This is a genomic window from Erwinia sp. QL-Z3, assembly GCF_004551645.1.
GTDB classification, from domain to species: domain Bacteria; phylum Pseudomonadota; class Gammaproteobacteria; order Enterobacterales; family Enterobacteriaceae; genus Erwinia; species Erwinia billingiae.
Genome location: NZ_CP037950.1, coordinates 4,812,398 through 4,834,099, shown reverse-complemented (window position 1 = coordinate 4,834,099; position 21,702 = coordinate 4,812,398). Strand labels below are relative to the sequence as shown.

Annotated in this window: 30 protein-coding genes; 29 read left to right on the top strand and 1 reads right to left on the bottom strand. The window is 49.9% G+C overall.

The annotated features are described in order from the left end of the window. Window positions 1-71 precede the first annotated feature (71 nt). The 4 genes from E2F51_RS23095 to E2F51_RS23080 are packed head-to-tail and all read left to right on the top strand — an operon-like array spanning window position 72 to window position 1,828. Window positions 72-455: a phage holin family protein gene (locus tag E2F51_RS23095; RefSeq protein WP_134824684.1), complete on the top strand. Its 384-nt coding sequence runs from the start codon at window positions 72-74 to the stop codon at window positions 453-455. Continuing rightward, entirely contained in the window at window positions 442-726 is a 285-nt protein-coding gene (locus tag E2F51_RS23090; protein WP_134824683.1) for a phage holin family protein, read from the top strand. The genes E2F51_RS23095 and E2F51_RS23090 overlap by 14 nt, the downstream gene beginning before the upstream one ends. Next, complete coding sequence (locus tag E2F51_RS23085) at window positions 723-1,349, top strand: glycoside hydrolase family 19 protein (protein WP_134824682.1); 627 nt, start codon at window positions 723-725, stop codon at window positions 1,347-1,349. The genes E2F51_RS23090 and E2F51_RS23085 overlap by 4 nt, the downstream gene beginning before the upstream one ends. Further along, window positions 1,349-1,828, top strand: a complete 480-nt coding sequence (locus E2F51_RS23080; RefSeq protein ID WP_371732196.1) for a lysis protein — start codon at window positions 1,349-1,351, stop codon at window positions 1,826-1,828. The genes E2F51_RS23085 and E2F51_RS23080 overlap by 1 nt, the downstream gene beginning before the upstream one ends. Window positions 1,829-1,857: 29 nt before the next feature. Here E2F51_RS23080 and E2F51_RS23075 read toward each other — a convergent pair whose 3' ends face one another. Next, window positions 1,858-2,373 (bottom strand): helix-turn-helix transcriptional regulator, encoded by a 516-nt coding sequence (locus tag E2F51_RS23075; RefSeq protein ID WP_134824681.1) that lies wholly within the window; start codon window positions 2,371-2,373, stop codon window positions 1,858-1,860. A gap of 203 nt (window positions 2,374-2,576) precedes the next feature. Between E2F51_RS23075 and E2F51_RS23070 the strand changes: the two genes are divergently transcribed. The 25 genes from E2F51_RS23070 (at window position 2,577) to E2F51_RS22945 (ending at window position 21,652) form a co-directional block, all read left to right on the top strand. After that, window positions 2,577-2,867, top strand: a complete 291-nt coding sequence (locus E2F51_RS23070; RefSeq protein WP_134824680.1) for an HNH endonuclease — start codon at window positions 2,577-2,579, stop codon at window positions 2,865-2,867. 12 nt (window positions 2,868-2,879) lie between these two features. After that, window positions 2,880-3,089 (top strand): serine acetyltransferase, encoded by a 210-nt coding sequence (locus E2F51_RS23065; protein WP_134824679.1) that lies wholly within the window; start codon window positions 2,880-2,882, stop codon window positions 3,087-3,089. Window positions 3,090-3,269: 180 nt separating this feature from the next. Beyond that, a complete protein-coding gene (locus E2F51_RS23060; protein WP_134824678.1) occupies window positions 3,270-3,704 on the top strand; it encodes a hypothetical protein in 435 nt (144 codons plus the stop codon). A gap of 12 nt (window positions 3,705-3,716) precedes the next feature. Continuing rightward, complete coding sequence (locus tag E2F51_RS23055) at window positions 3,717-5,249, top strand: terminase large subunit (protein WP_134824677.1); 1,533 nt, start codon at window positions 3,717-3,719, stop codon at window positions 5,247-5,249. Window positions 5,250-5,252: 3 nt separating this feature from the next. Further along, window positions 5,253-6,530, top strand: a complete 1,278-nt coding sequence (locus tag E2F51_RS23050) for a phage portal protein (RefSeq protein WP_134824676.1) — start codon at window positions 5,253-5,255, stop codon at window positions 6,528-6,530. A gap of 18 nt (window positions 6,531-6,548) precedes the next feature. Then, window positions 6,549-7,217: an HK97 family phage prohead protease gene (locus tag E2F51_RS23045; RefSeq protein ID WP_134824675.1), complete on the top strand. Its 669-nt coding sequence runs from the start codon at window positions 6,549-6,551 to the stop codon at window positions 7,215-7,217. Window positions 7,218-7,228: 11 nt separating this feature from the next. Then, window positions 7,229-8,392, top strand: coding sequence for a phage major capsid protein (locus E2F51_RS23040; RefSeq protein ID WP_134824674.1), 1,164 nt, complete (start codon window positions 7,229-7,231; stop codon window positions 8,390-8,392). Between the two features lie 19 nt (window positions 8,393-8,411). Beyond that, window positions 8,412-8,663 (top strand): hypothetical protein, encoded by a 252-nt coding sequence (locus tag E2F51_RS23035; RefSeq protein ID WP_134824673.1) that lies wholly within the window; start codon window positions 8,412-8,414, stop codon window positions 8,661-8,663. Continuing rightward, window positions 8,632-8,937, top strand: a complete 306-nt coding sequence (locus tag E2F51_RS23030; protein ID WP_134824672.1) for a head-tail connector protein — start codon at window positions 8,632-8,634, stop codon at window positions 8,935-8,937. The genes E2F51_RS23035 and E2F51_RS23030 overlap by 32 nt, the downstream gene beginning before the upstream one ends. Before the next feature lie 60 nt (window positions 8,938-8,997). Beyond that, window positions 8,998-9,204: a hypothetical protein gene (locus E2F51_RS23025; RefSeq protein WP_134824671.1), complete on the top strand. Its 207-nt coding sequence runs from the start codon at window positions 8,998-9,000 to the stop codon at window positions 9,202-9,204. Window positions 9,205-9,206: 2 nt separating this feature from the next. Next, complete coding sequence (locus tag E2F51_RS23020; protein ID WP_134824670.1) at window positions 9,207-9,539, top strand: phage head closure protein; 333 nt, start codon at window positions 9,207-9,209, stop codon at window positions 9,537-9,539. Then, complete coding sequence (locus E2F51_RS23015; RefSeq protein WP_134824953.1) at window positions 9,532-10,017, top strand: HK97-gp10 family putative phage morphogenesis protein; 486 nt, start codon at window positions 9,532-9,534, stop codon at window positions 10,015-10,017. The genes E2F51_RS23020 and E2F51_RS23015 overlap by 8 nt, the downstream gene beginning before the upstream one ends. Next, window positions 10,014-10,379 (top strand): DUF3168 domain-containing protein, encoded by a 366-nt coding sequence (locus E2F51_RS23010; RefSeq protein ID WP_134824669.1) that lies wholly within the window; start codon window positions 10,014-10,016, stop codon window positions 10,377-10,379. The genes E2F51_RS23015 and E2F51_RS23010 overlap by 4 nt, the downstream gene beginning before the upstream one ends. A gap of 55 nt (window positions 10,380-10,434) precedes the next feature. Next, on the top strand, window positions 10,435-10,938 hold the full coding sequence (locus E2F51_RS23005; RefSeq protein WP_134824668.1) for a phage tail tube protein: 504 nt from the start codon (window positions 10,435-10,437) through the stop codon (window positions 10,936-10,938). A gap of 56 nt (window positions 10,939-10,994) precedes the next feature. After that, window positions 10,995-11,426, top strand: coding sequence for a phage tail assembly chaperone family protein, TAC (locus E2F51_RS23000; RefSeq protein WP_134824667.1), 432 nt, complete (start codon window positions 10,995-10,997; stop codon window positions 11,424-11,426). A gap of 234 nt (window positions 11,427-11,660) precedes the next feature. After that, window positions 11,661-14,135: a phage tail tape measure protein gene (locus E2F51_RS22990; RefSeq protein ID WP_134824666.1), complete on the top strand. Its 2,475-nt coding sequence runs from the start codon at window positions 11,661-11,663 to the stop codon at window positions 14,133-14,135. A gap of 3 nt (window positions 14,136-14,138) precedes the next feature. Further along, the gene (locus E2F51_RS22985) at window positions 14,139-14,477 is read left to right on the top strand and encodes a phage tail protein (protein ID WP_134824665.1); all 339 of its coding nucleotides are present in this window, start codon (window positions 14,139-14,141) and stop codon (window positions 14,475-14,477) included. Then, on the top strand, window positions 14,474-15,229 hold the full coding sequence (locus E2F51_RS22980) for a phage minor tail protein L (protein WP_134824664.1): 756 nt from the start codon (window positions 14,474-14,476) through the stop codon (window positions 15,227-15,229). Before E2F51_RS22985 ends, E2F51_RS22980 begins: the two co-directional genes overlap by 4 nt. Window positions 15,230-15,231: 2 nt before the next feature. Then, on the top strand, window positions 15,232-15,939 hold the full coding sequence (locus tag E2F51_RS22975) for a C40 family peptidase (RefSeq protein WP_134824663.1): 708 nt from the start codon (window positions 15,232-15,234) through the stop codon (window positions 15,937-15,939). A gap of 59 nt (window positions 15,940-15,998) precedes the next feature. Further along, window positions 15,999-16,421 (top strand): hypothetical protein, encoded by a 423-nt coding sequence (locus E2F51_RS22970; protein ID WP_134824662.1) that lies wholly within the window; start codon window positions 15,999-16,001, stop codon window positions 16,419-16,421. A gap of 33 nt (window positions 16,422-16,454) precedes the next feature. Next, the gene (locus E2F51_RS22965; protein ID WP_225309832.1) at window positions 16,455-17,066 is read left to right on the top strand and encodes a tail assembly protein; all 612 of its coding nucleotides are present in this window, start codon (window positions 16,455-16,457) and stop codon (window positions 17,064-17,066) included. A 53-nt stretch (window positions 17,067-17,119) separates the two neighbouring features. After that, window positions 17,120-20,293, top strand: a complete 3,174-nt coding sequence (locus E2F51_RS22960; protein ID WP_134824661.1) for a host specificity protein J — start codon at window positions 17,120-17,122, stop codon at window positions 20,291-20,293. Between the two features lie 9 nt (window positions 20,294-20,302). After that, window positions 20,303-20,611 (top strand): hypothetical protein, encoded by a 309-nt coding sequence (locus E2F51_RS22955; protein WP_134824660.1) that lies wholly within the window; start codon window positions 20,303-20,305, stop codon window positions 20,609-20,611. Next, window positions 20,608-21,264, top strand: a complete 657-nt coding sequence (locus E2F51_RS22950) for a hypothetical protein (RefSeq protein WP_134824659.1) — start codon at window positions 20,608-20,610, stop codon at window positions 21,262-21,264. The genes E2F51_RS22955 and E2F51_RS22950 overlap by 4 nt, the downstream gene beginning before the upstream one ends. A gap of 100 nt (window positions 21,265-21,364) precedes the next feature. Then, window positions 21,365-21,652 (top strand): TonB family protein, encoded by a 288-nt coding sequence (locus tag E2F51_RS22945; protein WP_167738424.1) that lies wholly within the window; start codon window positions 21,365-21,367, stop codon window positions 21,650-21,652. The last annotated feature ends 50 nt before the right edge of the window (window positions 21,653-21,702 follow it).

Genomic DNA, 21,702 nt, shown 5'->3' with positions numbered 1-21,702 from the left:
GCCTCGGCATAAGTCGGGGCTTTTTTATGCCCCTCAATTGTTGAGAGGACGCTACAGCATAAGGGGGCGAAATGTCCGATCCGCTATCGGGAGGAGTAGTTGTTACGGCGGCCGGGTTAACAGGGGCGAGCATCTTTGGTCTGTTTACTGGCACTGATTATGGTGTCGTATTCGGAGCGTTCGCCGGTGCAGTTTTCTACGTTGCTACTGCTGCTGACCTGACTCTGATACGGCGTGCAGCCTATTTTCTCGTTTCATACTTCGTTGGCATCTACGGTGCTGGGTTAGTTGGTTCAAAGTTGTCGTTATGGTCGGGCTACAGTGATAAGCCGCTTGATTCTCTGGGGGCAGTAATCATCTCTGCTGTGGCCATCAAGACATTAACCTTCTTCCTTGAGCAAGACCCCACCACCTGGCTACAGCGATGGAGAGGGGGAACCAATGGCAATAAGTGATCCGCTACTGATCGCAAACGTAATTACGTGCACTGCGATTGTTGTCCGGTTAATGGCATTCCGTAAGCCGGGAGCAAAACATAACTGGTGGGCATCCTGGCTGGCATATCTGCTGGTCCTGTCATATGCGACGGTGCCTTTCCGGTTTTTCTTCCATTGTTACGGTTCGCCCCACTGGGCCGCCGTAGCTATTAACCTCATCATCTGCGCTGCCGTCTTCCGGTCACGGGGGAATGTGGCTCAGCTACTTCATGTATTGAGACCACAATGAACCTAAACCAATTACAACGGGCGGCTGGCATCAGCGCTGGATTAGCTGCGCGCTGGTATCCACATATTGATGCGGCAATGACTGAGTTTGGCGTTAACAGTCCGCTGGAAAAAGCAATGTTCATCGCGCAGTTGGGGCATGAATCAAAAGGGTTCACTGCCGCTCGCGAGAACTTTAACTACAGCGTTCAGGCGTTGATCGACACGTTCGTGCCGGAAAGGCTTACCAAAGACCAGGCTCTGATGCTTGGACGTAAGCCTGGCGAGAATGCTCTGTCATTAGAGCGGCAGCGGGCGATTGCCAATCTGGTGTACCAGAAACGCTTCGGCAACAACCAGCCCGGCGATGGGTGGAAGTATCGCGGCGGTGGGCTTATCCAGACAACGTTCCTTGATAACTACCGCGCCACGGGTAATGGCATCAAGCTGGATTTGGTGAGTAACCCGGAGTTGATAGAGCAGGATCAGAACGCTGCCCGATCGGCGGCATGGTTCTTCGTGTCGAAAGGTTGCCTTCAGTGGGCTGGTGCGATTATCAAATGCACTCAGGTCATCAACGGTGGGCAGAACGGCATTGAAGACCGGACTAAGCGTTATAACCTGGCTAAATCGGTACTCGTATGATGGCGTTCGCCGGGGAGTGGCTGGTAGATAACTGGCGTGCTGTTCTGGTGGCTGGCTTGATGTTTCTGTGCATGGGCTTTGCGATGTCAGCAAACAGCTATAAGGCATCAGCTGATAAGCAAAAGGTACTGGCTGTAACGGCCCAAAACCTTGCAGACAGCCGAAAGGAAACCATTGATGACTTGCAGAGACGCCAGAAAAGTGTGGCGGCGCTGGATGCCAAATACACGAAGGAGTTAGCAAATGCTAAAGCTGAAAATAATGCTCTGCAGTCTAAGCTTGATCTTGGTGGCAGGGTGCTCGTCAAAGGCTCCTGTAAAAATCCCGCCACCACCACCTCCAGCGTGGGCGATGGAACCTCCGTCGAACTCTCTTCAGTTGCTGGACGAAACGTTCTCGGTATCAGAGCCGGAATCAAAAGCGACCGAACCAAAATAGCCACGTTACAACAGTATATCAATGAGCAGTGCCTAAGATGACTTAACCTCATCTTAGGCACTATGCCTCACTACGAAGAACCCAGCAAATTTCCGAAGGGACTAACACGAGTTGTTTTAAGGGAATGGTTCATCTGTGGATACATAGCGTAACCAAAGACTTCAATACCATAATAATTGTTATTAAAATCTTTGTAAGGATTACTCAATGCTACATTCGAGTAACCGCGATTTTTGAATACGTGAGATGAATAGTATTCGTTGGCTTCTTTAAGCAATTGGTCATCACTCTCAGGGAGGGTGCTGGACATTACCACCCAGCCAGCGGCATTCATCATGTTCATGTATTGTTCAGCAATACTCATTACAAGTGATGGCTGGATAGCAAGATTGCTGCAAATAGCCAAGAACACGTCCATTGTTAATGGGGTTTTTCCAGACTCGATTTTATTAAAACCACTCGGTGCTTTACCTAAACGCTCAGCCAATATAGCCTGCTGAATTCCTCTTTCTAGACGGTATTCTTTGAGTATTAAGGTGGCGATACTTGTTAGGTTTGTGTGACGCTGTGTGCTTTCATCGACCATTTTTGAATCTCCTAAGAGGTAAGGTGCTTTCTTTGCAGGAATTCGTATTTCCTTGTGGGTAATTTAATTTCCTGTGAGGAAATTGGCAAGTCTTTTTTCTTATTTATCCTTTATTCTTGCACTCACTACTGTTCACTAAGCACAGATTTGATATTTTTCTGTGTTTATTCAGCTGGTTAAGTTAGGTCTCAACGGGAGGGGTAATGGCCTCTAATTCACCCTGGCATAACCTCTACAACACTAAGCGCTGGTATCGCCTGCGCTATCACCAACTCCAGAAGCAGCCGCTGTGTGAGTTCCATCTCAAACGCAATCAGATTATATCCGCCGCCATCGTTGACCACGTCACGCCGCATAAAGGTGACGAATCGCTTTTTCACGATCCCGATAACCTTCAGAGCTTATGCAAACGATGTCACGACTCAGTAAAGCAACGCATGGAGAAGGGCGGAACGGTGACTGAGTTCGACGATGAAGGCCGCGTTATCTGGTAAGAGGAGCATTGCATGAAGGACTTGAAGATAGAATATCGCGATGGGCAGCTGGTTGAGTTCAGCATTGATGGGATTGTGTTTAACTCAGTTACTGCAATCGGATTGAGCCATGAGATTGGTGCGACAATGCCTTCTGTCAGCATGTCTATATCCATCGGAAGCGGAAAGACACTGGTACCCTCCAGCCTGTGCCGGCAGAACCAACAAATTATCGAGAAATGACAATTGTTCTCGTTTAATGGTCGAAAACTTCCCAGTTTGGTGCGAGATTATTCAAGTGAGACAGATTCTCATCTGAATCCGATGATGGTAGGGGGGGGGGTTAAAACTCTGGAGGCAAATATTTAAAGACCGCGCTCCCAGATTTATTTTTAAAAACGTCCAGAAAAAAAGGAAAAATTAATGGCACAGCGAGGCAGAAAGTCTCTGGCTGCGACCTCTGCTGTCTCGCTGCCGGCATTGGCTGAAAGCAGGATCCAGCCTTCATTGCATCTCAGCGATCCGGAGATCACCGTCTGGATAAGACTTGTAAATGACAACCCAGCAAGTTCATTCACCGAAACGCACCGCGACATGATGGAGATGTATTGCCGCCATGTTGTGCAGTCGCGCTTACTTACTACTCAGATTGAAGATTTCGAATTGGAATGGCTGTCGCGTGAAGATGGTCTTAAGCGTTATGACAAGCTGCTTACCATGCGAGAACGGGAAGTGCGCTCTGCATCATCTCTAGCAACGCGGCTTAGAATTACCCGGCAGGCAACCGCCGAACCAAAAACGGTGGGCCGTGCAAATAACAATCTTGCGCGAGATAAAAAGCCCTGGGAGATTGACTGAGGCTTTTAGCAGATGGCTAATAAAACGCTTACCCGCGCTGAAAGAAATATCGCTTGGTGCGAAAAACACATCCTGATCCCTGAAGGCAAGTTTGTAGGCAAGCCCTTAAATATGGCTCCTTTTATGAAGGATGACTTCAGGGCGATTTTTGACAATGTACATGGTACCCGTCGGGCAATAATTACGCGTGGGCGCAAAAATGCCAAAACGGTTGAGACCGCCATGTTGATGCTGCTTTATCTGGTCGGTCCGGAGGCGGCGCACAATTCCCAGCTTTATTCAGCAGCTCGTTCCCGCGATCAGGCTGCGATTCTGTTCAATCTGGCCTCCAAAATGTGCCGGATGAACCCAACGCTCATGCAGTACGTTGCAATCAAGGACTCCGCAAAAGAGATTCACTGCCCTGATTTGGGTTCTTATTACCGGGCACTGAGCGCAGAGGCCACCACGGCATACGGATTTTCACCTCGTTTTGTTGCTCACGATGAGCTCGGACAGGTACGCGGGCCGCGTGACCCTCTCTATGAGGCGCTGGAAACGGCGACAGCAGCGCAGGAAAACCCGATTTCCATCATCATCAGCACGCAGGCACCTGATGCAAGCGACCTGCTAAGCCTGCTTATTGATGATGGGCTGACCGGTGCTGACCCGCGTACGGTGGTAAGGATAGACACCGCGCCGGAAGATATTGATCCCTTCTCAGTTGAGGCGATTCGCCTTGCTAACCCGGCGTTTGACGTGTTCATGAATCAGCAGGAAGTTCTGGACATGGCCGCAAGCGCCAAGCGTCTGCCGTCGCGGCAGGCTGAATTCGAAAACCTTGTGCTCAACCGTCGCGTTGAAGCTAAAAGCCCGTTTGTGAGCCAGACCGTATGGCATATGAACAAGGAAGAGCCAGATGATCTATCGGGCGTAACCGTCTGGGGCGGGCTCGACTTGTCGAGCGTATCCGACCTCACCGCACTGGTGCTGACTTCTGCGAAAGGTGATGTTCACAGTAAGTTCTGGCTTCCTGCTGAAGGACTTGCTGATAAAGCTAGGAATGACCGCGTACCTTATGACATCTGGGCAAAGCAGGGATACCTCAACACTACGCCAGGCAAGGCTATCGAATATTCCTTCATCGCAAGAGAACTCAGGCACATTTTCGATACGTGCAACGTTAGAGCAATGGCCTTTGACCGTTACAACATGCGCTTCCTGCGTCCACATCTCATTGATGCTGGTTTTACCGAATCAGAGCTGGAGCGATTTGTCGAGTTTGGACAGGGTTTTGTATCAATGTCACCCGCGCTACGTGAACTGGAAACAAAACTTCTTGGCGCAAAACTGAAGCACGGTAATCACCCGATTTTGGAGATGTGTGCCAAAAACGCGACAGTCATTACCGATCCCGCTGGCAACCGCAAATTCGTTAAAGGTAAATCCAGTGGCAGAATTGATGGCATGGTCGCCCTGGCAATGTCCATTGGCGCACAGAATAGCGATGACGTTGAGGACCAGGGCGACGTTAACGATTTCATTTATAACTTTTTGAGCGTTTAAAAAATGGCAGATACCGAGTACAGCATTGACTTGCGCACGCGCTCGCCATTCTGGGCGCGTATGGCTTCCATCTTTACCGGAGGAAGGTTGGTAACTCCTGATAAAGGCTCCCAGATGGGGGGAGTCTCAGCACATGGAACCGTTGGCGAATCTGTTGTTTCTGATGAACGCAACATGCAGATCAGTACTGTGTGGGCGTGTATCAGGCTGATATCGACAGTGACGGCTTCATTGCCGCTTGATGTTTACGAAACCGTCAATGATCAGCGGAAAAAGGCAGACAACACCAATCCGCTGGCAAAACTTCTGCGCTTCCGGCCAAACAACTTCATGACCGCGCTTGAGTTTCGCGAAGCCATGACCATGCAACTTTGCGCCTATGGTAACGCCTATGCTCATGTAGAGCGTAACGGCGTGGGTGATGTAATCAGCATGGTTCCGCTGATGAGCGCCAACATGGATGTCCGTCTTAGCGATAACGGTAAAAACGTCATTTACCGCTATCAGAGAGATGCTGAATACGCGGACTTCAAGCCTAAAGAAATATTCCATCTGAAAGGCTTTGGCTTTAACGGTCTGGTGGGGTTGTCACCGCTGGCGTTCAGCGCCAAATCAGCGGGTGTCGCCATTGCAATGGAAGACAATCAGAGAGAGTTCTTCGCTAATGGAGCGAAGTCACCGCAAATACTGATGACCGATGGCAAGGTGTTGACGAAAGAACAGCGCGGGCAGCTGGAGGAAAACTTTAAGGAGATAGCCGGTGGTCCAGTCAAAAAGCGTCTGTGGATACTGGAGAGCGGATTTACAACTCAGTCCATCGGTGTTTCTCCGCAGGATTCGGAAATTCTTGAAGCACGTAAGTTTCAGGTTGCTGAACTGGCCCGTTTTTACGGCGTTCCCCCTCATCTGGTCGGCGATGTCGAAAAAACAACGTCATGGGGAAGCGGTATCGAACAACAAAACCTTGGGTTCCTGCAGTACACGCTGAAACCATATCTAGACCGCTGGGAATACAGCATAGAGCGGTGGCTGGTTAAAGAATCGGACCAAGGCAGGTTACACGCCGAGCATAATCTCGACGGGCTTTTGCGCGGTGACTCAGGGGCCCGGGCGGAATATTTCAAAACCATGACGGGTAGCGCACTCCTTACTATCAATGAAGCCAGACGGCTGGACAACCGGCCACCTATTCCGGGTGGAGATATTCCTTATCTCCAGTCCCAGAACGTGCCACTCGACCAACTTGGAAAAGACAATAAGCCCCGCACTGACGGGGCTTAGTCATTTATGGGGGCTTCAATGCCGGACATTCAGAAAACACTGTCCTTTAACCAGGCGGAAATTAAGTTTGCAGGCGATGGCAGTCAGGGGATTTTTGAAGGTTACGCATCCGTGTTCAACAACACTGATTCTGATGGCGACATCATCCTACCAGGTGCATTCAAAAACACGCTGTCGACACAAAGCCGCAAGGTGGCGATGTTCTTCAATCACCGCACCTTTGAAGTGCCGGTTGGTAAATGGGATACGCTTGAAGAGGACGAGAAAGGACTTTACGTCAAAGGTCAGTTAACACCCGGCCTTAGCACTTCATCTGACCTCAAAGCAGCCATGCAGCACGGAACGGTAGAGGGTATGTCTGTCGGTTTTTCAGTTTCTAAAGATGATTACAGCATCGGCGCAACCGGCATGATATTCAAAAACATCTCTTATCTGCGGGAGATCAGTGTCTGTACCTTCCCGGCCAACGAGCTTGCTGGCGTTTCTGCCATGAAAAGCATCGAAACAATCAAAACTATTCGAGACGCGGAGGCTTTCCTGAGGGATTCAGCAGGGCTTTCACGTACAGAAGCACAGGCGTTTCTCGCCAGTGTTAAGTCCGCAGGTCGGAGTGAGTCCGGTAGCGGCGACATTGACGCGCTGACCCAGCGCATTACCTCATTTGCCGCTAATCTGCGGAATAATTAACGGAGTTTTACATGTCTGAATTAGCCACTCTGGAAAAAGCGATCGAAAACTCACAGAAAGAAGTGCGTGAACTGATCGAAGGTCAACGCAAATCGATTAATGAGAACGGTGAAATCAACAAACAGCTTCAGGCCGACCTGACAAAAGCTCAGGAAGAACTGAAAACCAATGGTACCCGCCTGTTCGATCTGGAACAGAAGCTGGCTGGCAATTCGCCAGAGCAGACTGCGCAAAAATCTTTTGCTGAGCGTGTCTCTGAGGACCTGATTAAAGGCTGGGATGGTTCTCGCACTAAAGCGAAAGTGACCAGCTTTGAAAAGGCGATCGGATCGGGCTCTACTTCTGCGGGCAGACTCGTTTTACCACAGCAGAATCCAGGTATCCTTATGCCTGGCCTGCGCCGTTTGACTGTGCGTGACCTGTTGGCACAGGGCCGTATTTCCAGCAATGCGCTGGAATATGTCCGCGAAAACGTGTTTACCAATGCTGCGGCGCCTGTGGCAGAGGGAACGCTTAAGCCAGAAAGTAATATCACCTTCACCAAAGAGACGGCAAACGTCAAAACTATCGCCCACTGGATTCAGGCATCACGCCAGATCATGGACGATGCGCCGGCGCTTCAGTCTTACATTAATTCCCGCATGATGTACGGTCTGGCGCTGGTGGAAGAAAACCAGATGCTGAACGGTGACGGTACCGGCGATAACTTGCAGGGCCTGAACGTTGTAGCTACAGACTATGAATCAGAGCTGAATGCCACAGGTGATACCGGCGCTGATGTTCTTGCTCATGCGGTTTATCAGGTTTCCCTCAGCGAATTTGAAGCTGATGGTATCGTTCTTAACCCGGCTGACTGGCACCGCATTGCGCTGCTGAAAGATGCCAACGGTAATTACATCATGGGTGGCCCGCAGGCATTTGCTTCGAAAGTTCTGTGGGGTCTGCCTGTTGTATCAACGACGGCACAGGCGGCGGGCAGGTTCACCGTTGGCGCGTTCGGCCTGGCATCACAGGTCTGGGACCGTATGGATGCCACTGTGGAGATCAGCAATCAGGATCGCGATAACTTCGTGAAAAACATGCTGACCATCCTTTGCGAAGAGCGTCTGGCGCTGGCGCACTACCGTCCCGCCGCTATCGTCACCGGTGACATCACTATTCCCGCTGCAGCATAACTGAAGGGCGCGGTCAGCAATGGCCGCGTTAGCTGACATGAAAATTAAAGCGCTTCGTATGTTTTCTCACTTCCACCTGGGCACCGTTTCGCAGGGCGAGGTGAAAGTGGTTAAAAAAGCAATTGGTGAGGCCCTTGTAGGTCTCAGCCTGGCTGAAGTTATGGACGATGAATCAAGCGATGATTCTGCTTCCAAAAACGTGAAAAAAGGTGCCAAAGGTGGAAATAAGCCCGGAGCAAATGAGCGTGGTAAAGAAGCATCTGAGAATTGATCACGACGACGAAGACGACCTGATTAAGGGTTATGCAGCTGCATCAGTCGATTTCGTTGAGTTCTTCTGTGATGGTTCTCTTGTTACTGCACGCACTCCTGCCGCTGATGATGAAGAGCCTCCGCGCGAGGTTCTTTTTACTTCAGGCATCTGGCAGGCAATGCTGCTTCTTATTGGCCAATATTACGCTAATCGTGAAGCCTCAGCGCCGAACCAAACTGAAATCCCTTTCGGAGTGGAGGCGCTGTTATTCCGACACCGTAAGTGGCACTGATGGCTTGCTCAGGGTGCCAGAAGCGGCGGGAATGGCTTAAAAAGGGGATGAGGATTGCACATGAACGAGCAACAGGTAAACGTTCTGCTGGAAGCGATGCAGAAACAGACGCAGGCACAGATCGAACAGACAGCAGCACTAAACCGCCTGGCTGAGTCGAACGAGTCACTGGCGGCCGTTTTGTATCAGACATTCGCTGAAGAAATTGAGACCACCACGCTGGAATCACCTGTAACGACTTATCTCAGCGGAAAAATGAGGGCGTAGTCATGCAGGCAGGTAAGCTACGCCACCGCATTATTCTCCAGATGCCCGTGAAAACCCAGAGTCCCACTACTGGTGCTGTTCTAAATGCCTGGGGGGATGTGGCTGGTCTTTGGGCGGATGTGGTTGATCTGTCTGCGCGGGAGTTCATTGCCGCTCAGGCGGCACAAAGTGAAATCACGACCCGCATTACCATCCGGTACCGCGATGACGTAACCAGTAAGCACCGGTTTTCTTTCAAAGGCCAGATTTACAACATACACGGAGCCCTAGCCGATGATAAAAGCGGACTGGAATATCTCACGCTTCCCTGCTCAAAGGGGGTTAATGATGGCTGACGGTATCGATTTTAAGCTCACTGGCACTGATTCCTTGATGGGGAAGCTGGATGAAATCAGCGATGACCTGCGTCGAAAGGGTGGGCGAGCGGCATTACGCCGTGCGGGTAATGTCATCATCAATAAAGCGAAGGCCAACGCGAAGCGACTGGATGATCCGGTGACGGGACGAAGCATTGCGGATAACGTAGCCCAGCGCTGGAATGCTCGTCTTTTCAAGCAAACTGGCAATCTGGGTTTCCGTATTGGCGTCATGCATGGTGCCGTATTGAAAAATCCCCCGGACAAAGCTCAGAACGCTCCAACACCTCATTGGAGGCTGTTGGAATTTGGCACGGAAAAGATGCGGGCCCAACCTTTTCTGAGACCCGCAGCGGATAACAGCATCGATGAAGTGATTAAAACCTTCACCACCGAATATGAAAACGCCATCGACAGGGCAATCAAGCGAGCCCGTAAAAAAGGTACTGCGCCATGATTGCACCTATTTTTTCCATTTGTTCTGCCAGCCCCGAAGTTAACTCTCTGATTGGGGGGGATACGCTGCGTCTATATCCATTTGGGATACAGGACGATAATGTAATTTATCCCTATGTTGTCTGGCAAAATATCAGCGGTTCGCCTGAAAATTACCTTGCCCAGCAACCAGATACAGACTCATTTACTCTGCAGGTTGATGCTTACGCTGATACAGCTGAAGAAGTGATAGCCGTGGCCGCTGCACTCCGTAATGCCATCGAGCCTTACGCTTACCTCACGCGCTGGGGCAGTCAGGAAATCGATAGTGAAACAAAGCGGTATCGCTATTCATTTGACGTTGACTGGATAGTCACACGTTGAACACCCCATCTACCCGCCGGCCATGAGCCGGTTTTTTTTTGACCGGAGATAAATAATGTCTGTATTAACTCAAGGTACGCAACTCTATGTGCTCGCGAAAGGTGCGGTGAGTGAAGTGGAATGTATTACCGCTTTTTCCCCCGGAAGCAACCCTGCCGATCAAATCGAAGATACCTGTTTATCTGAGAAACATGACCGCACATACAAGCGCGGGCTTAGAACCCCTGGACAGGCATCAGCAACGCTAAATGCCGACCCCAAAAATACAAGTCACATCATGCTTTATAACCTCTCCATCTCTGACGATGAAGAGGATCAGGACCTCACTTTTGCCATCGGCTGGGCTGATGGTGAAGACGCACCAACCGTAGCTGCGGAAGGCGCGGCTGGTTCCGTGGATGGGTTGGTGCTTCCGGACACGCGAACTTGGTTTGTTTTCAAAGGTTATGTTGGGGATTTTCCGTTCGATTTCGCAGCTAACACTGTTGTGTCAACCGCTGCGTCTATTCAGCGGTCTGGTTCGGCTGTCTGGGTGCCGAAAGCACAGGTAGCCAGTTAATTATTTTACGGGTGTGACATGTCACACCCGCTTTTAATTTCACACCAGGAAAAGAAATGAAGCTGACTCTCGAATCACTGAAGAAAGCAGGTGCATTCACCGGCCGTCCGGTTGAAAAAGAAATCAACTGGAAGCAGGGCGAAAATGAATTTACCGCAACCGTTTTTATACGTCCTCTGGGCTATCACACAGCCACTTCAGACGTACTGGCACATGTTGGAAAAATTGACGGTGTCGCTGGGCGAATTGCCGCCAGCGTTTTTGATGAAGAAGGCCATCCGGTGTTTAAGCCTCAGGATATTACTGGTGAAGCCGATCCGGAACGTGGTGCACTGGATGGTGCCCTGACAATCGCGCTGCTGGTGGCCATTCAGGAGGTGAACGATCTGGGAAAGACCACGAACTCAGTGCCGAAGATGAATTCTGGTGTGAGCTTGTCCTCAACGGAATCGGCGGAAGAACCATCGCAGAAGCCCGCGAAAGACTGAGCTTCAGAGAGTACCAGTTGTGGGTTAAGTACCGGGGGGCTTACGGCAGTCTTAATCCCATCATGCGCACCGAGTGGGGCGCAGCGTTAATAGCCAGCACGCTTGCTAACGTTAACAGGGGAAAAGATACACCTCCTTTCAAAGTGACTGATTTTTCTCCTCATATGAAGAAAGAGGGAATCAGCCTTGAAGAAGCCATGAAGCAGTGGGATTGATTAATTTAATGGGGACACCATGGCCAGTAAATCACTTGGCACACTGACTATCGACCTGGTCGCGAAAACAGGTGGTTTCGTATCCGGAATGAATCAGGCTGAGAGAGCCTCATCCAAATGGGGCAAGCAGGTTCAGGATGATGCTAAGGCAACATCTGTCGCCATTGGAAGCATCGCGGGAGCCGCAGCGGCAGCGGCCGCTGCTGTGGGGGTGTCTGGTTTTAATCTACTGAAGTCGACCTCTCAGCAGGTAGCTGCTACCGATCAGTGGGCAAAGTCCCTGAAAATCTCTACTCAGGAGTTACTCGCCTGGCAGTTCGCCGCAGAGCGTGCGGGCATTGCTGGCGATAACATGGCTGATATCTTCAAAGACCTCAGCGATAAAATCGGCGATGCGGTCCTGAATAAATCTGGTGAAGCTGTTGACGCATTGAATTCCCTTGGCCTTTCTGCTGAAAAGTTATCGAAGGTATCACCCGATAAACAGATGCTGGCCATTGGCGATGCGCTTGGCAAAATCAGCACGAATGCCGGAAAGGTCACCATTCTCGAAAGCCTCGGCAATGACCTGTCAAAATTGCTGCCGTTGTTCGACAACAATAACGAGAAGCTGAAGAACTTTATTCAGCTTGCCAAAGATTATGGAGTTGCACCTGACCCATCCTCCATTGATGACCTCGTAAAAGTAAATGATCTATTCCTGGATATGGAGGCGCAGGTCAAAGGCCTGAAGATGGAGATTGCCGGGGGCCTGGCCAAAGCCGATTTGTCACCACTGCAAGACTCACTGGAGGACCTACGAAAGGTCCTTACCGATCCCACGGTACTACAGGGAATTGTAGACCTTGTAGGCCAGGTCGCTCAGCTAACAGGATGGCTGGTTAAAGCAGCTGCCGCGGCCGGTAAGTTGGCTGCAAACACTGATAACCGAATGGCCGCGCTGGGCGGCAATATCGACATGAAAAATCCTGAGCAGATTCAGGAGAGAATTAACTGGCTGGAGAAAAATAACAGCGGCCGTTCGGGGGGCATGTACGGTCAAAGCCAGTCCTTTATAGGCTGGATGACTGGAAAAGATGACAGCGTTAAGGGCACCACGGATGAAATAACCAGGCTTAATGCTGCATTGGTTACGCTTAAGAAAACTGACTCAGGCGCACTGCCTACTACTCAGGCGACGGTCGCAGGTGGATCGGCTTTTGGCCTTGGGACCGGAGAGACAAACAGCAAAGTCACTCCTAAGAAAAGCGTCAATAAGTTTGACAACGCCTTCAAGTCAATGGAGATGAGCTATCAGCGACAGATTGCCCTCATTGATACCACTGGGAAGAAAACGGCTGAAGTCACTGAGGCTCAGAAGCTTCAGTTTGATATTGCCGATGGCAAGCTTGCCGGGATAAACGCGGCTCAAAGAACGCGCCTTGAAGGGCTCGCCGCAGAGGTAGACCGTCTCAATGATGTGAAGAAAGCAAACATTGAGATGGCTAAGGTTGCTGAATTCACCGCAAACCTCAGTGCCGGAAACCAGAATGCCCGTGAAGACCTGAGCGTTGATGTTCAGGGGGCAGGGCTTGGGGATAAAGAACGCGACAGGATGAAGGAGCGCCTCAGCATCGAGCGTGGTTTCCTGGACCAACAGCGCCAGCTTCAGCTCTCCTATCAGTCCGGCGATATAACCAAATCACTTTACGATCAGGAAACCAACTCGCTTAAAAGCGCCATGACCGATCGCCTGAGCATTCAGGATGATTATTACAAAAGTGTTGATGCGATGCAGTCTGACTGGACAGCCGGGCTCAGTGATGGCCTGGCGAACTGGCTGGATGAATCATCCAATTATTCAGCGCAGGCAGCCAATGTCGTCAGTAGTTCGATGAGCAGCGCTCTGGATACTGTTGCTGATGGATTGGTAGGTAACAAGGCTGACTGGAAAGACTGGATGAGTTCGGTACTAACCATGATTGCCAAAGTTGCTCTTCAAATGGCCGCAGTGAATATTGTAAGTGGCATTGTCAGTAGCGTTGGCAGTGCAGCTATCGGCGCGGCATCAGGAGGTGGCGGTACTGACAGTAACGCTTTCAGCAGTGGCTCTTACGACAACCTGACACTTAATGCAAAAGGCGGCGCTTATTCCTCAAGTGACCTCAGCAAGTACAGTGGGCAGATTGTGAGTTCTCCAACGATGTTTGCATTTGCCAAGGGCGCGGGATTGATGGGAGAGGCAGGGCCGGAAGCCATTATGCCTTTGACGCGTTCAGCTGATGGTTCATTGGGTGTTAGGGCGGTAGGTAGTGGCTCTGGCGGCGGGGCATCTGCAGCTCCACAGGTAAACATCAACATTGATAGCAGCGGAAATACACACACCCAGAGCACTGCAGGTTATGAGCAGTTTGGTAGCCAGATTGGATCATTCGTAGACCAGAGATACAGGGCTTTGCTGATGCGTGACCTTCAGCCTGGTGGTGATATTTGGAACTCAACCAAGGGCAGATAATTTATGGCGATTAAAACCTTCACCTGGTGCCCACGGATTAATGCCCAGGGCGACGTAAAACACAGAGTAAGGAAAGCACAGTTCGGCGATGGTTATGCTCAGCGTTCAGGTGATGGGATAAATACCCGAACACAGGAATGGAGCCTCAATTTTGTGGGTCGGGAGGATTACATCTCCGAAATAGTCGCGTTCCTGGATGAGATGGGAGGCAGCAAAGCTTTTGAGTGGAAGCCTCCGCTTTATTCACTTGGGTTATTCACCTGTGAAGAGTACAAGCCAACGGCAATGGGCGCTGGTCTTTTCTCTCTCGATGCAACATTCGAAGAGGCGTTCAAACCATGATCAACAATGACCTTCAAAAACTTGAGCCTGGTAACCGTGTCCGGCTATTTGAAGTAGATGGAACAAAGTTCGGATCAGATATCCTTCGTTTTCACAATTACATTATCCCTCACACCGAAGCTGAAATTATTGCGGCTGGTGGCGATGAGATGAAACTCCCTGCCAAGTCCATCTGGTGGCAGGGTAATGAATACAGCGCGTGGCCAGTTCAGTTAGAAGGTATAGAAGCATCAACCAGCGGTTCCAGCGCACAGCCAAAGCTGTCAGTTGCAAACCTCAACAGTTCAATTACTGCCCTGTGCCTGGCCTATGACGACATGCTTCAGGCTGAAGTGACAATCCATGACACGCTTGCTCAATATCTCGACCCTCGCAATTTTTCCGTAGGTAATAACACTGCCGATCCCACGCAGGAAAAACTGCAGGTGTTCTATATCGACAGTAAAAGTAGAGAGATACCTGGGCAATTGGTGGAATTCACCTTGAGCAGTCCAATGGACCTTCAAGGAATGATGATCCCCACCCGGCAACTTCACTCGCTTTGCAGCTGGTGTATCCGGGGGAAATACCGCACCGGTGATGGCTGCGATTACGCTGGCACCAACTATTTCGATAAACACGGAAACCCGGTAGACGACCCTTCACAGGATGTATGCAATGGCACTCTGAATAGCGGCTGTAAACCCCGCTTCGGTGCTAACAACCCCTTATCCTTTGGTGGCTTTCCCGGAACATCCCTGATCAAGAGCTAATCATGCGTGAAAAAACTCAGCGGGCTATTTTTGAGCATGCCCAGCAATGCTATCCAAATGAGTGCTGTGGCGTGGTGGCTCAGAAAAGTAGAGTAGAGCGTTATTTTCCATGCAGGAATCTTTCTGATAATCCAGAGGAGCATTTTCAACTTAGCCCAGAAGATTACGCAGCCGCAGAAGATTGGGGATCGGTCATCGCTATCGCTCACAGTCATCCAGACGCCACCACTCAACCCAGCGAACTGGACAAAGCACAGTGCGATGCCACTCAGATGCCGTGGCATATTGTCAGTTGGCCTGAAGGGGATTTTCGAACCATTCAGCCGCGCGGAGAGTTACCTCTGCTTGAGCGTCCCTTCGTTCTGGGTCACACGGATTGCTGGGGGCTGGTAATGAGCTACTTCTGGCAGCAGCACGGCATAGAGTTAACGGATTACCGATTAGATTACCCATGGTGGGAAAGTGGGGAAGAAAACCGTTATCTTGATAACTGGTATGAATGCGGCTTTCGCGAGTTCACCGGGAAACCGCAGGCTGGTGACTTGATCATTATGCAGGTACAAGCCCCGGTGGCAAACCATGCTGGCGTTCTGCTTGAAGGAAATATGTTGCTACACCACATGTACGGCATGCTTAGCCAACGCGTGCCCTATGGTGGTTATTGGCATGAAAGAACAGTGAAGATTGTCAGGCACAATGACTTTATTTAGTTTCATTGTCATGTAGATAATGGCTGCTATCATTCGTTTAATTAACTTAAAGGATGATTATGAAAAAATTTATCGTGATTTTTATTGCCCTTTCCCTTTCCGCTTGTGCAAGTACTGTAGTGCCACCAAGTCAGGCAAAGCAAGCCCCAAGCGATCGAATCTATAAGTACCAGAATTTTGAAAAGGAACAGTCACAGCTAACCGTTGTACGAGATTCAGGATTTACAGGTGGTGGCTGTTATGCTGATGTGTTTATTAACGGTGAGAAAGTAGCAACTTTGGACCCGAAAGAAAAAGCCAGCTTTGCATTGCCGCCTGGTGAATGGGCGGTAGGTGCCCAGATAATGGGTAAAGGCTTGTGCGGACAATCCGGTCAGCGGCAAGAACGATACATAACTCTCGCTCCTTCAGAAAAAAAATCAGCCAGAGTCTTTATTGATGGCGATGGGAATCTGGACATAAGACCAACCACTTTGCAATAAGCCACCTCCGGGTGGTTTTTTTATGGGGAAAATATGAGCTCACTACAACCAGAAAAAATGACAACAATTGAGCTTGCAGGACCGCTTGCAAAAGCATTTGGCAAAACTCATCAGCGGCTTGTCAGAACCAAAGCAGAAGCGATTCATGCTTTGTGCAAAACAATCCATAACTTTGAGCGTTACCTTAATAGCAGCAAGCTTCGCGGGTTAACCTATGCCGTTTTCGTTGGTAAGAAAAATATCGGCTTAGATGATTTAGGTTACCCAGTGACAGAGGAAGTTATTCGAATTGTACCCGTGGTTATTGGAAGCAAAAAAGCAGGTGCACTTCAAACAATCATAGGAGCTGTTCTCGTCGTTGTAGGTGTTGTTATAGGTTATTTCAGCGGAGGCACTCTATCTGCAGTGGGATTTGGTGTAGCCAAGGTCGGCGCTGCGATGATGCTTGGCGGGGTCATTCAAATGCTTTCACCGCAGGCCGCAGGATTGGCAAGTAAGCAGGACTCCGATAATCAGGCTTCATATGCATTTGGAGGCGTGACCAATACCGCTGCTCAGGGCTATCCGGTACCGCTCCTTTACGGTAAGCGCCGGATCGGCGGTGCAATAATTTCAGCCGGCATATACGTTGAAGACCAACAGTAAAACCCCTCAACCTTTTTAAGGTCGCTTCGGCGGCCTTTTTTCATGGGCGCAATATGGCAACAGCAACCACAATCAGTGGCCGCAAAGGTGGCAGCTCTTCATCCCGTACACCTGTAGAACAGCCTGATGACCTTCAGTCGATCGCTAAAGCAAAGTTGCTGATTGCGCTGGGTGAGGGCGAATTCGCTGGTGGGCTTACAGGACAGACTATTTTCCTAGATGGGACACCTCTTCAAAACTCGGATGGTTCAAGTAATTTCAGCGGTGTAGTTTGGGAATTTCGCGGAGGTACCCAAGCACAAACCTACATTCAGGGCTTGCCTGGCACCGAGAATGAAATCAGTGTGGGTACTGAGGTAAAAAGCTCAGTTGCCTGGACGCACACTTTCACGAACACCCAACTTTCCGCTATTCGTCTTCGCCTTAAATGGCCGTCACTTTTCAAGCAGGAAGATGACGGTGATCTGGTTGGATACTCGATCAATTACACCATAGAGCTTCAGACAGATGGTGGTGCATTCCAGACAGTTTTGAATACTGCTGTAACCGGCAAGACCACCTCAGGTTACGAGCGAAGCCATCGCATTGATTTGCCTCAAGCCGGTAGCACCTGGACTGTTCGCCTGCGCAAACAAACTACTGATGCAAACAGCGCCAAAATTGGCGATGCAATGTCGATTCAGAGTTATACCGAAGTCATAGACGCAAAGCTGCGCTACCCAAACACCGCTTTGCTTTACATTGAATTCGACTCAAGCCAATTTAACGGCTCAATCCCGCAAATCTCTTGTGAGCCACAAGGCCGGGTTATTCGCGTACCAGATAATTACGATCCTATTGCGCGAACTTATAGCGGCACCTGGACTGGCGTATTTAAATGGGCATGGACAGATAACCCTGCATGGGTTTTCTATGATTTGGTTGTGTCAGACCGTTTTGGACTCGGCAATCGGTTGACCGCTGCGAATATAGATAAATGGGAGTTATACAGTGTTGCACAGTATTGCGATCAGGCTGTTCCAGATGGTAAGGGCGGCAGCGGAACTGAGCCACGCTATAAGTGTGATGTGTACGTTCAGAGCAGGAATGAGGCATATACCGTTCTAAGAGACTTCGCTGCAATCTTTCGGGGTATGACTTATTGGGGTGGTAATCAGATTGTATCACTGGCTGATATGCCACGTGATGTTGATTACAGCTATACCCGTGCGAACGTGCTTGATGGCATGTTCACATATTCCAGCAGTACGACCAAAACGCGTTACACAACAGCTCTTGTTTCATGGTCCGATCCGGACAATGCGTATGCCGATGCAATGGAGCCGGTATTTGAACAGGACCTTGTGGCCCGTTATGGCTTCAACCAACTGGAGCTCACCGCGATTGGATGTACCCGTCAGTCAGAGGCAAACCGGAAGGGACGCTGGGGCATTCTGACCAACAACAAAGACCGGATCGTGACCTTCGGTGTTGGCCTTGATGGCATGATCCCGCAGCCTGGCTATATCATCGCTGTGGCCGATGAAATGTTGTCAGGAAAAATCACGGGTGGCCGTATTCATTCTGTGAACGGGAGGGCCATTACACTCGACCGCGTTCCTGATGCTGTGGCGGGTGGCCGGCTCATCCTCAACTTGCCGTCAGGGGCTTCGCAAAGCCGCACAATTCAGTCCGTCAGCGGCAATGTGGTAACCGTGACTGTTGCTTACGGAGAAACGCCGCAGGCAGAAAGCGTGTGGGTAGTCGAATCGAATGAGCTTTATGCTCAGCAATATCGCGTGTTGAGTGTCGCTGATAATAACGATAACACATTCACAATTTCTGCCGCCTATCATGATCCGGATAAATATGCCCGCATTGATACCGGCGCAATAATCGATGAGCGTCAAATTAGTGTAGTTCCCCCTGGTAGCCAGTTACCTCCGGCCAATATTCAGATTGGATCATATTCAATCGTGAATCAGGGTATCAGCGTCCAGACGATGCGTGCGACATGGGATGAGACGGCTAATGCTATCGCTTATGAAGCTCAATGGCGTCGTAACGACAGCAACTGGGTTAATGCACCACGCAGCTCAACAACTTCCTTTGAAGTCCCTGGTATTTATGCAGGGCGTTATCTAGTTCGGGTTCGGGCCATCAACGCTGCAGAAATATCCAGCAACTGGGGCTACTCAGATGAAGTAACGCTGACAGGCAAAGAAGGCAACCCACCAAAACCGGTTGGATTCGCGGCCACAGGTATCAACTGGGGCATACAGCTGAACTGGGGCTTCCCGGAGAACACTTCTGACACATTGAAAACCGAAATCCAGTATTCGGCAAACAGTGATCAGTCAAACCCCTTGCTCCTTTCTGATGTTCCGTATCCTCAGGCAATCTATACGCAGTTGGGTTTGCGTGCCGGTCAGGAATTCTGGTACCGGGCTCAGCTGGTCGATAAAACTGGGAACGAGTCCGGCTATACCGATTGGATCAGGGGGATGGCCAACGATAATGCAGATGATTACCTGGGCGACATCGCAGATGATTTTCTTTCTTCAGCAGATGGCGAAAGGCTCACCAGTGACATCGAAACCAACATCGAGGCGTTACTCCAGAATGCCTTGGATATTGGTGCAACCGTCGATCACCAGTTCAAACAGTATGGCGAGGTCCGCGCTGACATTCTGATAGTGAAAACGACTATTGCCGAAGTTGATAAAGCGATGGCCGAATTGTCCGCACAGGTCCAGGCACAAATCGGTGATGTCGTAGCGTCTCTGGAAGACAAGTTGACCGCAGTAGTAGATGGCAATGGCGCATCAGCAATTTATACGCTGAAGACTGGCGTGCGTATCAATGGGGTGACCTACAATGCGGGCATGTCGATCGCAGTGCTGGCTCAGGCTGGTCAACCGGTATCTACGCGTATGGGATTTAACGCCAATCAGTTTGTTCTCATGAGTGGATCCGGAGATACGCAATATTCACCATTTGCTGTTGTTAACGGCCAGGTGTTCATCAGTAGTGCATTCATTCAGGATGGCACAATAACTAACGCCAAAATTGGGGATTTTATTCAGTCCAATAATTTCGTGTCTGGCTCTGCCGGCTGGAGACTGGATAAGTCGGGTACGTTTGAACGAAACGCAGCAAATGGATCTGGCCGGGTGGTCGACACGGGTACATTGCGGCAGGTATATGACTCCAATGGGACATTACGAATCAAAGATGGGCTTTGGTAAGGGGGAGCAATGCCAGCAGGCTTACAGTGTTGGGATGCAACAGGGAAGTTAGTCGTGGATATTGGTGATTACAACTGCAGGTTTCTGGGCGCTATTAATGTCTCATATCCGGCAAATACTGCTGTAGTGACCACTGGTTACTCGGGGCTCAAGGCTAATGGAAGCTTTGGCGTTGTCGTGGCCACAACATCGGGTGGAGGCGTTTTCTCAATATCTGAATTTGCCGTGAGGACTTACGATGGCGGCTTCAGGATAATTGGTATCGCACCGAATAATGCTGCAGCAACTTTAACTGTAAATTTATATGGATTCCTATGAGCGGCTACCAGGTATTCAATGCCGCAGGAGCGGTAACTATCGACTCTGACTATTTTGGAACTTACTTCCGAGATAACAGGCCTTATGCAGGGGTTGATGAATTAGGAGCATACGGTATTACCACGCCGATCGGGGATTCAAGAGACATGGGTTACACATTGAACCCATTCCCGTTAGATGGGAACCTTCAGTGGTTCAAATTCAACAATGGCGCTAAGGCAGTCTTCTGTAACGGTAACGAACCGCTGGCAACTGTCAATGCAGGTTCAATGGCGCGAACCGGAACCGATGTACCAATAGTCAGTGGATATCGCGACGTCTATAACGCTGCAGGACAGTTAGTTTGGTCGGCAGTTTCAGCCGGCAAGATTCCACGGGTTATGGGGTTCTTCGATATCCCAGCTGGATTTGCGCTCGACACAAATGTTTATTCTCAGGCTATAGGCACAAATACCTGGCTGCTAGCCAGCAACTGCCCTGGTAATCTGTCATACGGTGAAGACTCGGGAACGGGATACTCGGGTCTATTTTTCAGATACGACTCTGGAAACCTGCAGGTCTATTGGATTAATCAGAACCAGAGAAGTTGGGCGCAGACTTTTCAGCCGTATGGTTTGCGCATTCCATACGCCATTATCCCTAATCTTTCATGATGAGCAAAAGCGATCTTTTTGATTAAAGAATATCATCCATGCGTCTGTTGCTTAAGGATTCAGCTTGTTTTAGCTTATGGAAAAACAGCGTGGAAATATTATGAAAACTTTACTTTTCATTTTGGCAATGTCCGTCAGTAGCCTCTCTCTGGCAGAAACGCATGGCATCAATTATCCCGACCGTGCTGAGCGCCTTCGGGTAACAGGCCATGCAAAAGTGCTATACGACATCGGCGTAGATGGCTTGGTGAAGAACATCAGGTTTATTGAGGCTGAACCGCGTTATGTCTTTGAGAAAGAGATAACTAAGGGGATGAAGCACTGGAAGTTTGACGAGCAGTCACCTCGGCAGGATGTCCCTCACGAATTCACATTCGCTGACAAATAGAAAATACCCTCATTCCATAAACCCGGCCACCGTGCCGGGTTTTTTATTGC

Bases quoted from the DNA above. Each gene is read 5' to 3' on its own strand.
- E2F51_RS23095 (WP_134824684.1), top strand. From the start codon at position 72: ATGTCCGATCCGCTATCGGGAGGAGTAGTTGTTACGGCGGCCGGGTTA.
- E2F51_RS23090 (WP_134824683.1), top strand. From the start codon at position 442: ATGGCAATAAGTGATCCGCTACTGATCGCAAACGTAATTACGTGCACT.
- E2F51_RS23085 (WP_134824682.1), top strand. From the start codon at position 723: ATGAACCTAAACCAATTACAACGGGCGGCTGGCATCAGCGCTGGATTA.
- E2F51_RS23080 (WP_371732196.1), top strand. From the start codon at position 1,349: ATGGCGTTCGCCGGGGAGTGGCTGGTAGATAACTGGCGTGCTGTTCTG.
- E2F51_RS23075 (WP_134824681.1), bottom strand. From the start codon at position 2,373: ATGGTCGATGAAAGCACACAGCGTCACACAAACCTAACAAGTATCGCC.
- E2F51_RS23070 (WP_134824680.1), top strand. From the start codon at position 2,577: ATGGCCTCTAATTCACCCTGGCATAACCTCTACAACACTAAGCGCTGG.
- E2F51_RS23065 (WP_134824679.1), top strand. From the start codon at position 2,880: ATGAAGGACTTGAAGATAGAATATCGCGATGGGCAGCTGGTTGAGTTC.
- E2F51_RS23060 (WP_134824678.1), top strand. From the start codon at position 3,270: ATGGCACAGCGAGGCAGAAAGTCTCTGGCTGCGACCTCTGCTGTCTCG.
- E2F51_RS23055 (WP_134824677.1), top strand. From the start codon at position 3,717: ATGGCTAATAAAACGCTTACCCGCGCTGAAAGAAATATCGCTTGGTGC.
- E2F51_RS23050 (WP_134824676.1), top strand. From the start codon at position 5,253: ATGGCAGATACCGAGTACAGCATTGACTTGCGCACGCGCTCGCCATTC.
- E2F51_RS23045 (WP_134824675.1), top strand. From the start codon at position 6,549: ATGCCGGACATTCAGAAAACACTGTCCTTTAACCAGGCGGAAATTAAG.
- E2F51_RS23040 (WP_134824674.1), top strand. From the start codon at position 7,229: ATGTCTGAATTAGCCACTCTGGAAAAAGCGATCGAAAACTCACAGAAA.
- E2F51_RS23035 (WP_134824673.1), top strand. From the start codon at position 8,412: ATGGCCGCGTTAGCTGACATGAAAATTAAAGCGCTTCGTATGTTTTCT.
- E2F51_RS23030 (WP_134824672.1), top strand. From the start codon at position 8,632: ATGAGCGTGGTAAAGAAGCATCTGAGAATTGATCACGACGACGAAGAC.
- E2F51_RS23025 (WP_134824671.1), top strand. From the start codon at position 8,998: ATGAACGAGCAACAGGTAAACGTTCTGCTGGAAGCGATGCAGAAACAG.
- E2F51_RS23020 (WP_134824670.1), top strand. From the start codon at position 9,207: ATGCAGGCAGGTAAGCTACGCCACCGCATTATTCTCCAGATGCCCGTG.
- E2F51_RS23015 (WP_134824953.1), top strand. From the start codon at position 9,532: ATGGCTGACGGTATCGATTTTAAGCTCACTGGCACTGATTCCTTGATG.
- E2F51_RS23010 (WP_134824669.1), top strand. From the start codon at position 10,014: ATGATTGCACCTATTTTTTCCATTTGTTCTGCCAGCCCCGAAGTTAAC.
- E2F51_RS23005 (WP_134824668.1), top strand. From the start codon at position 10,435: ATGTCTGTATTAACTCAAGGTACGCAACTCTATGTGCTCGCGAAAGGT.
- E2F51_RS23000 (WP_134824667.1), top strand. From the start codon at position 10,995: ATGAAGCTGACTCTCGAATCACTGAAGAAAGCAGGTGCATTCACCGGC.
- E2F51_RS22990 (WP_134824666.1), top strand. From the start codon at position 11,661: ATGGCCAGTAAATCACTTGGCACACTGACTATCGACCTGGTCGCGAAA.
- E2F51_RS22985 (WP_134824665.1), top strand. From the start codon at position 14,139: ATGGCGATTAAAACCTTCACCTGGTGCCCACGGATTAATGCCCAGGGC.
- E2F51_RS22980 (WP_134824664.1), top strand. From the start codon at position 14,474: ATGATCAACAATGACCTTCAAAAACTTGAGCCTGGTAACCGTGTCCGG.
- E2F51_RS22975 (WP_134824663.1), top strand. From the start codon at position 15,232: ATGCGTGAAAAAACTCAGCGGGCTATTTTTGAGCATGCCCAGCAATGC.
- E2F51_RS22970 (WP_134824662.1), top strand. From the start codon at position 15,999: ATGAAAAAATTTATCGTGATTTTTATTGCCCTTTCCCTTTCCGCTTGT.
- E2F51_RS22965 (WP_225309832.1), top strand. From the start codon at position 16,455: ATGAGCTCACTACAACCAGAAAAAATGACAACAATTGAGCTTGCAGGA.
- E2F51_RS22960 (WP_134824661.1), top strand. From the start codon at position 17,120: ATGGCAACAGCAACCACAATCAGTGGCCGCAAAGGTGGCAGCTCTTCA.
- E2F51_RS22955 (WP_134824660.1), top strand. From the start codon at position 20,303: ATGCCAGCAGGCTTACAGTGTTGGGATGCAACAGGGAAGTTAGTCGTG.
- E2F51_RS22950 (WP_134824659.1), top strand. From the start codon at position 20,608: ATGAGCGGCTACCAGGTATTCAATGCCGCAGGAGCGGTAACTATCGAC.
- E2F51_RS22945 (WP_167738424.1), top strand. From the start codon at position 21,365: ATGAAAACTTTACTTTTCATTTTGGCAATGTCCGTCAGTAGCCTCTCT.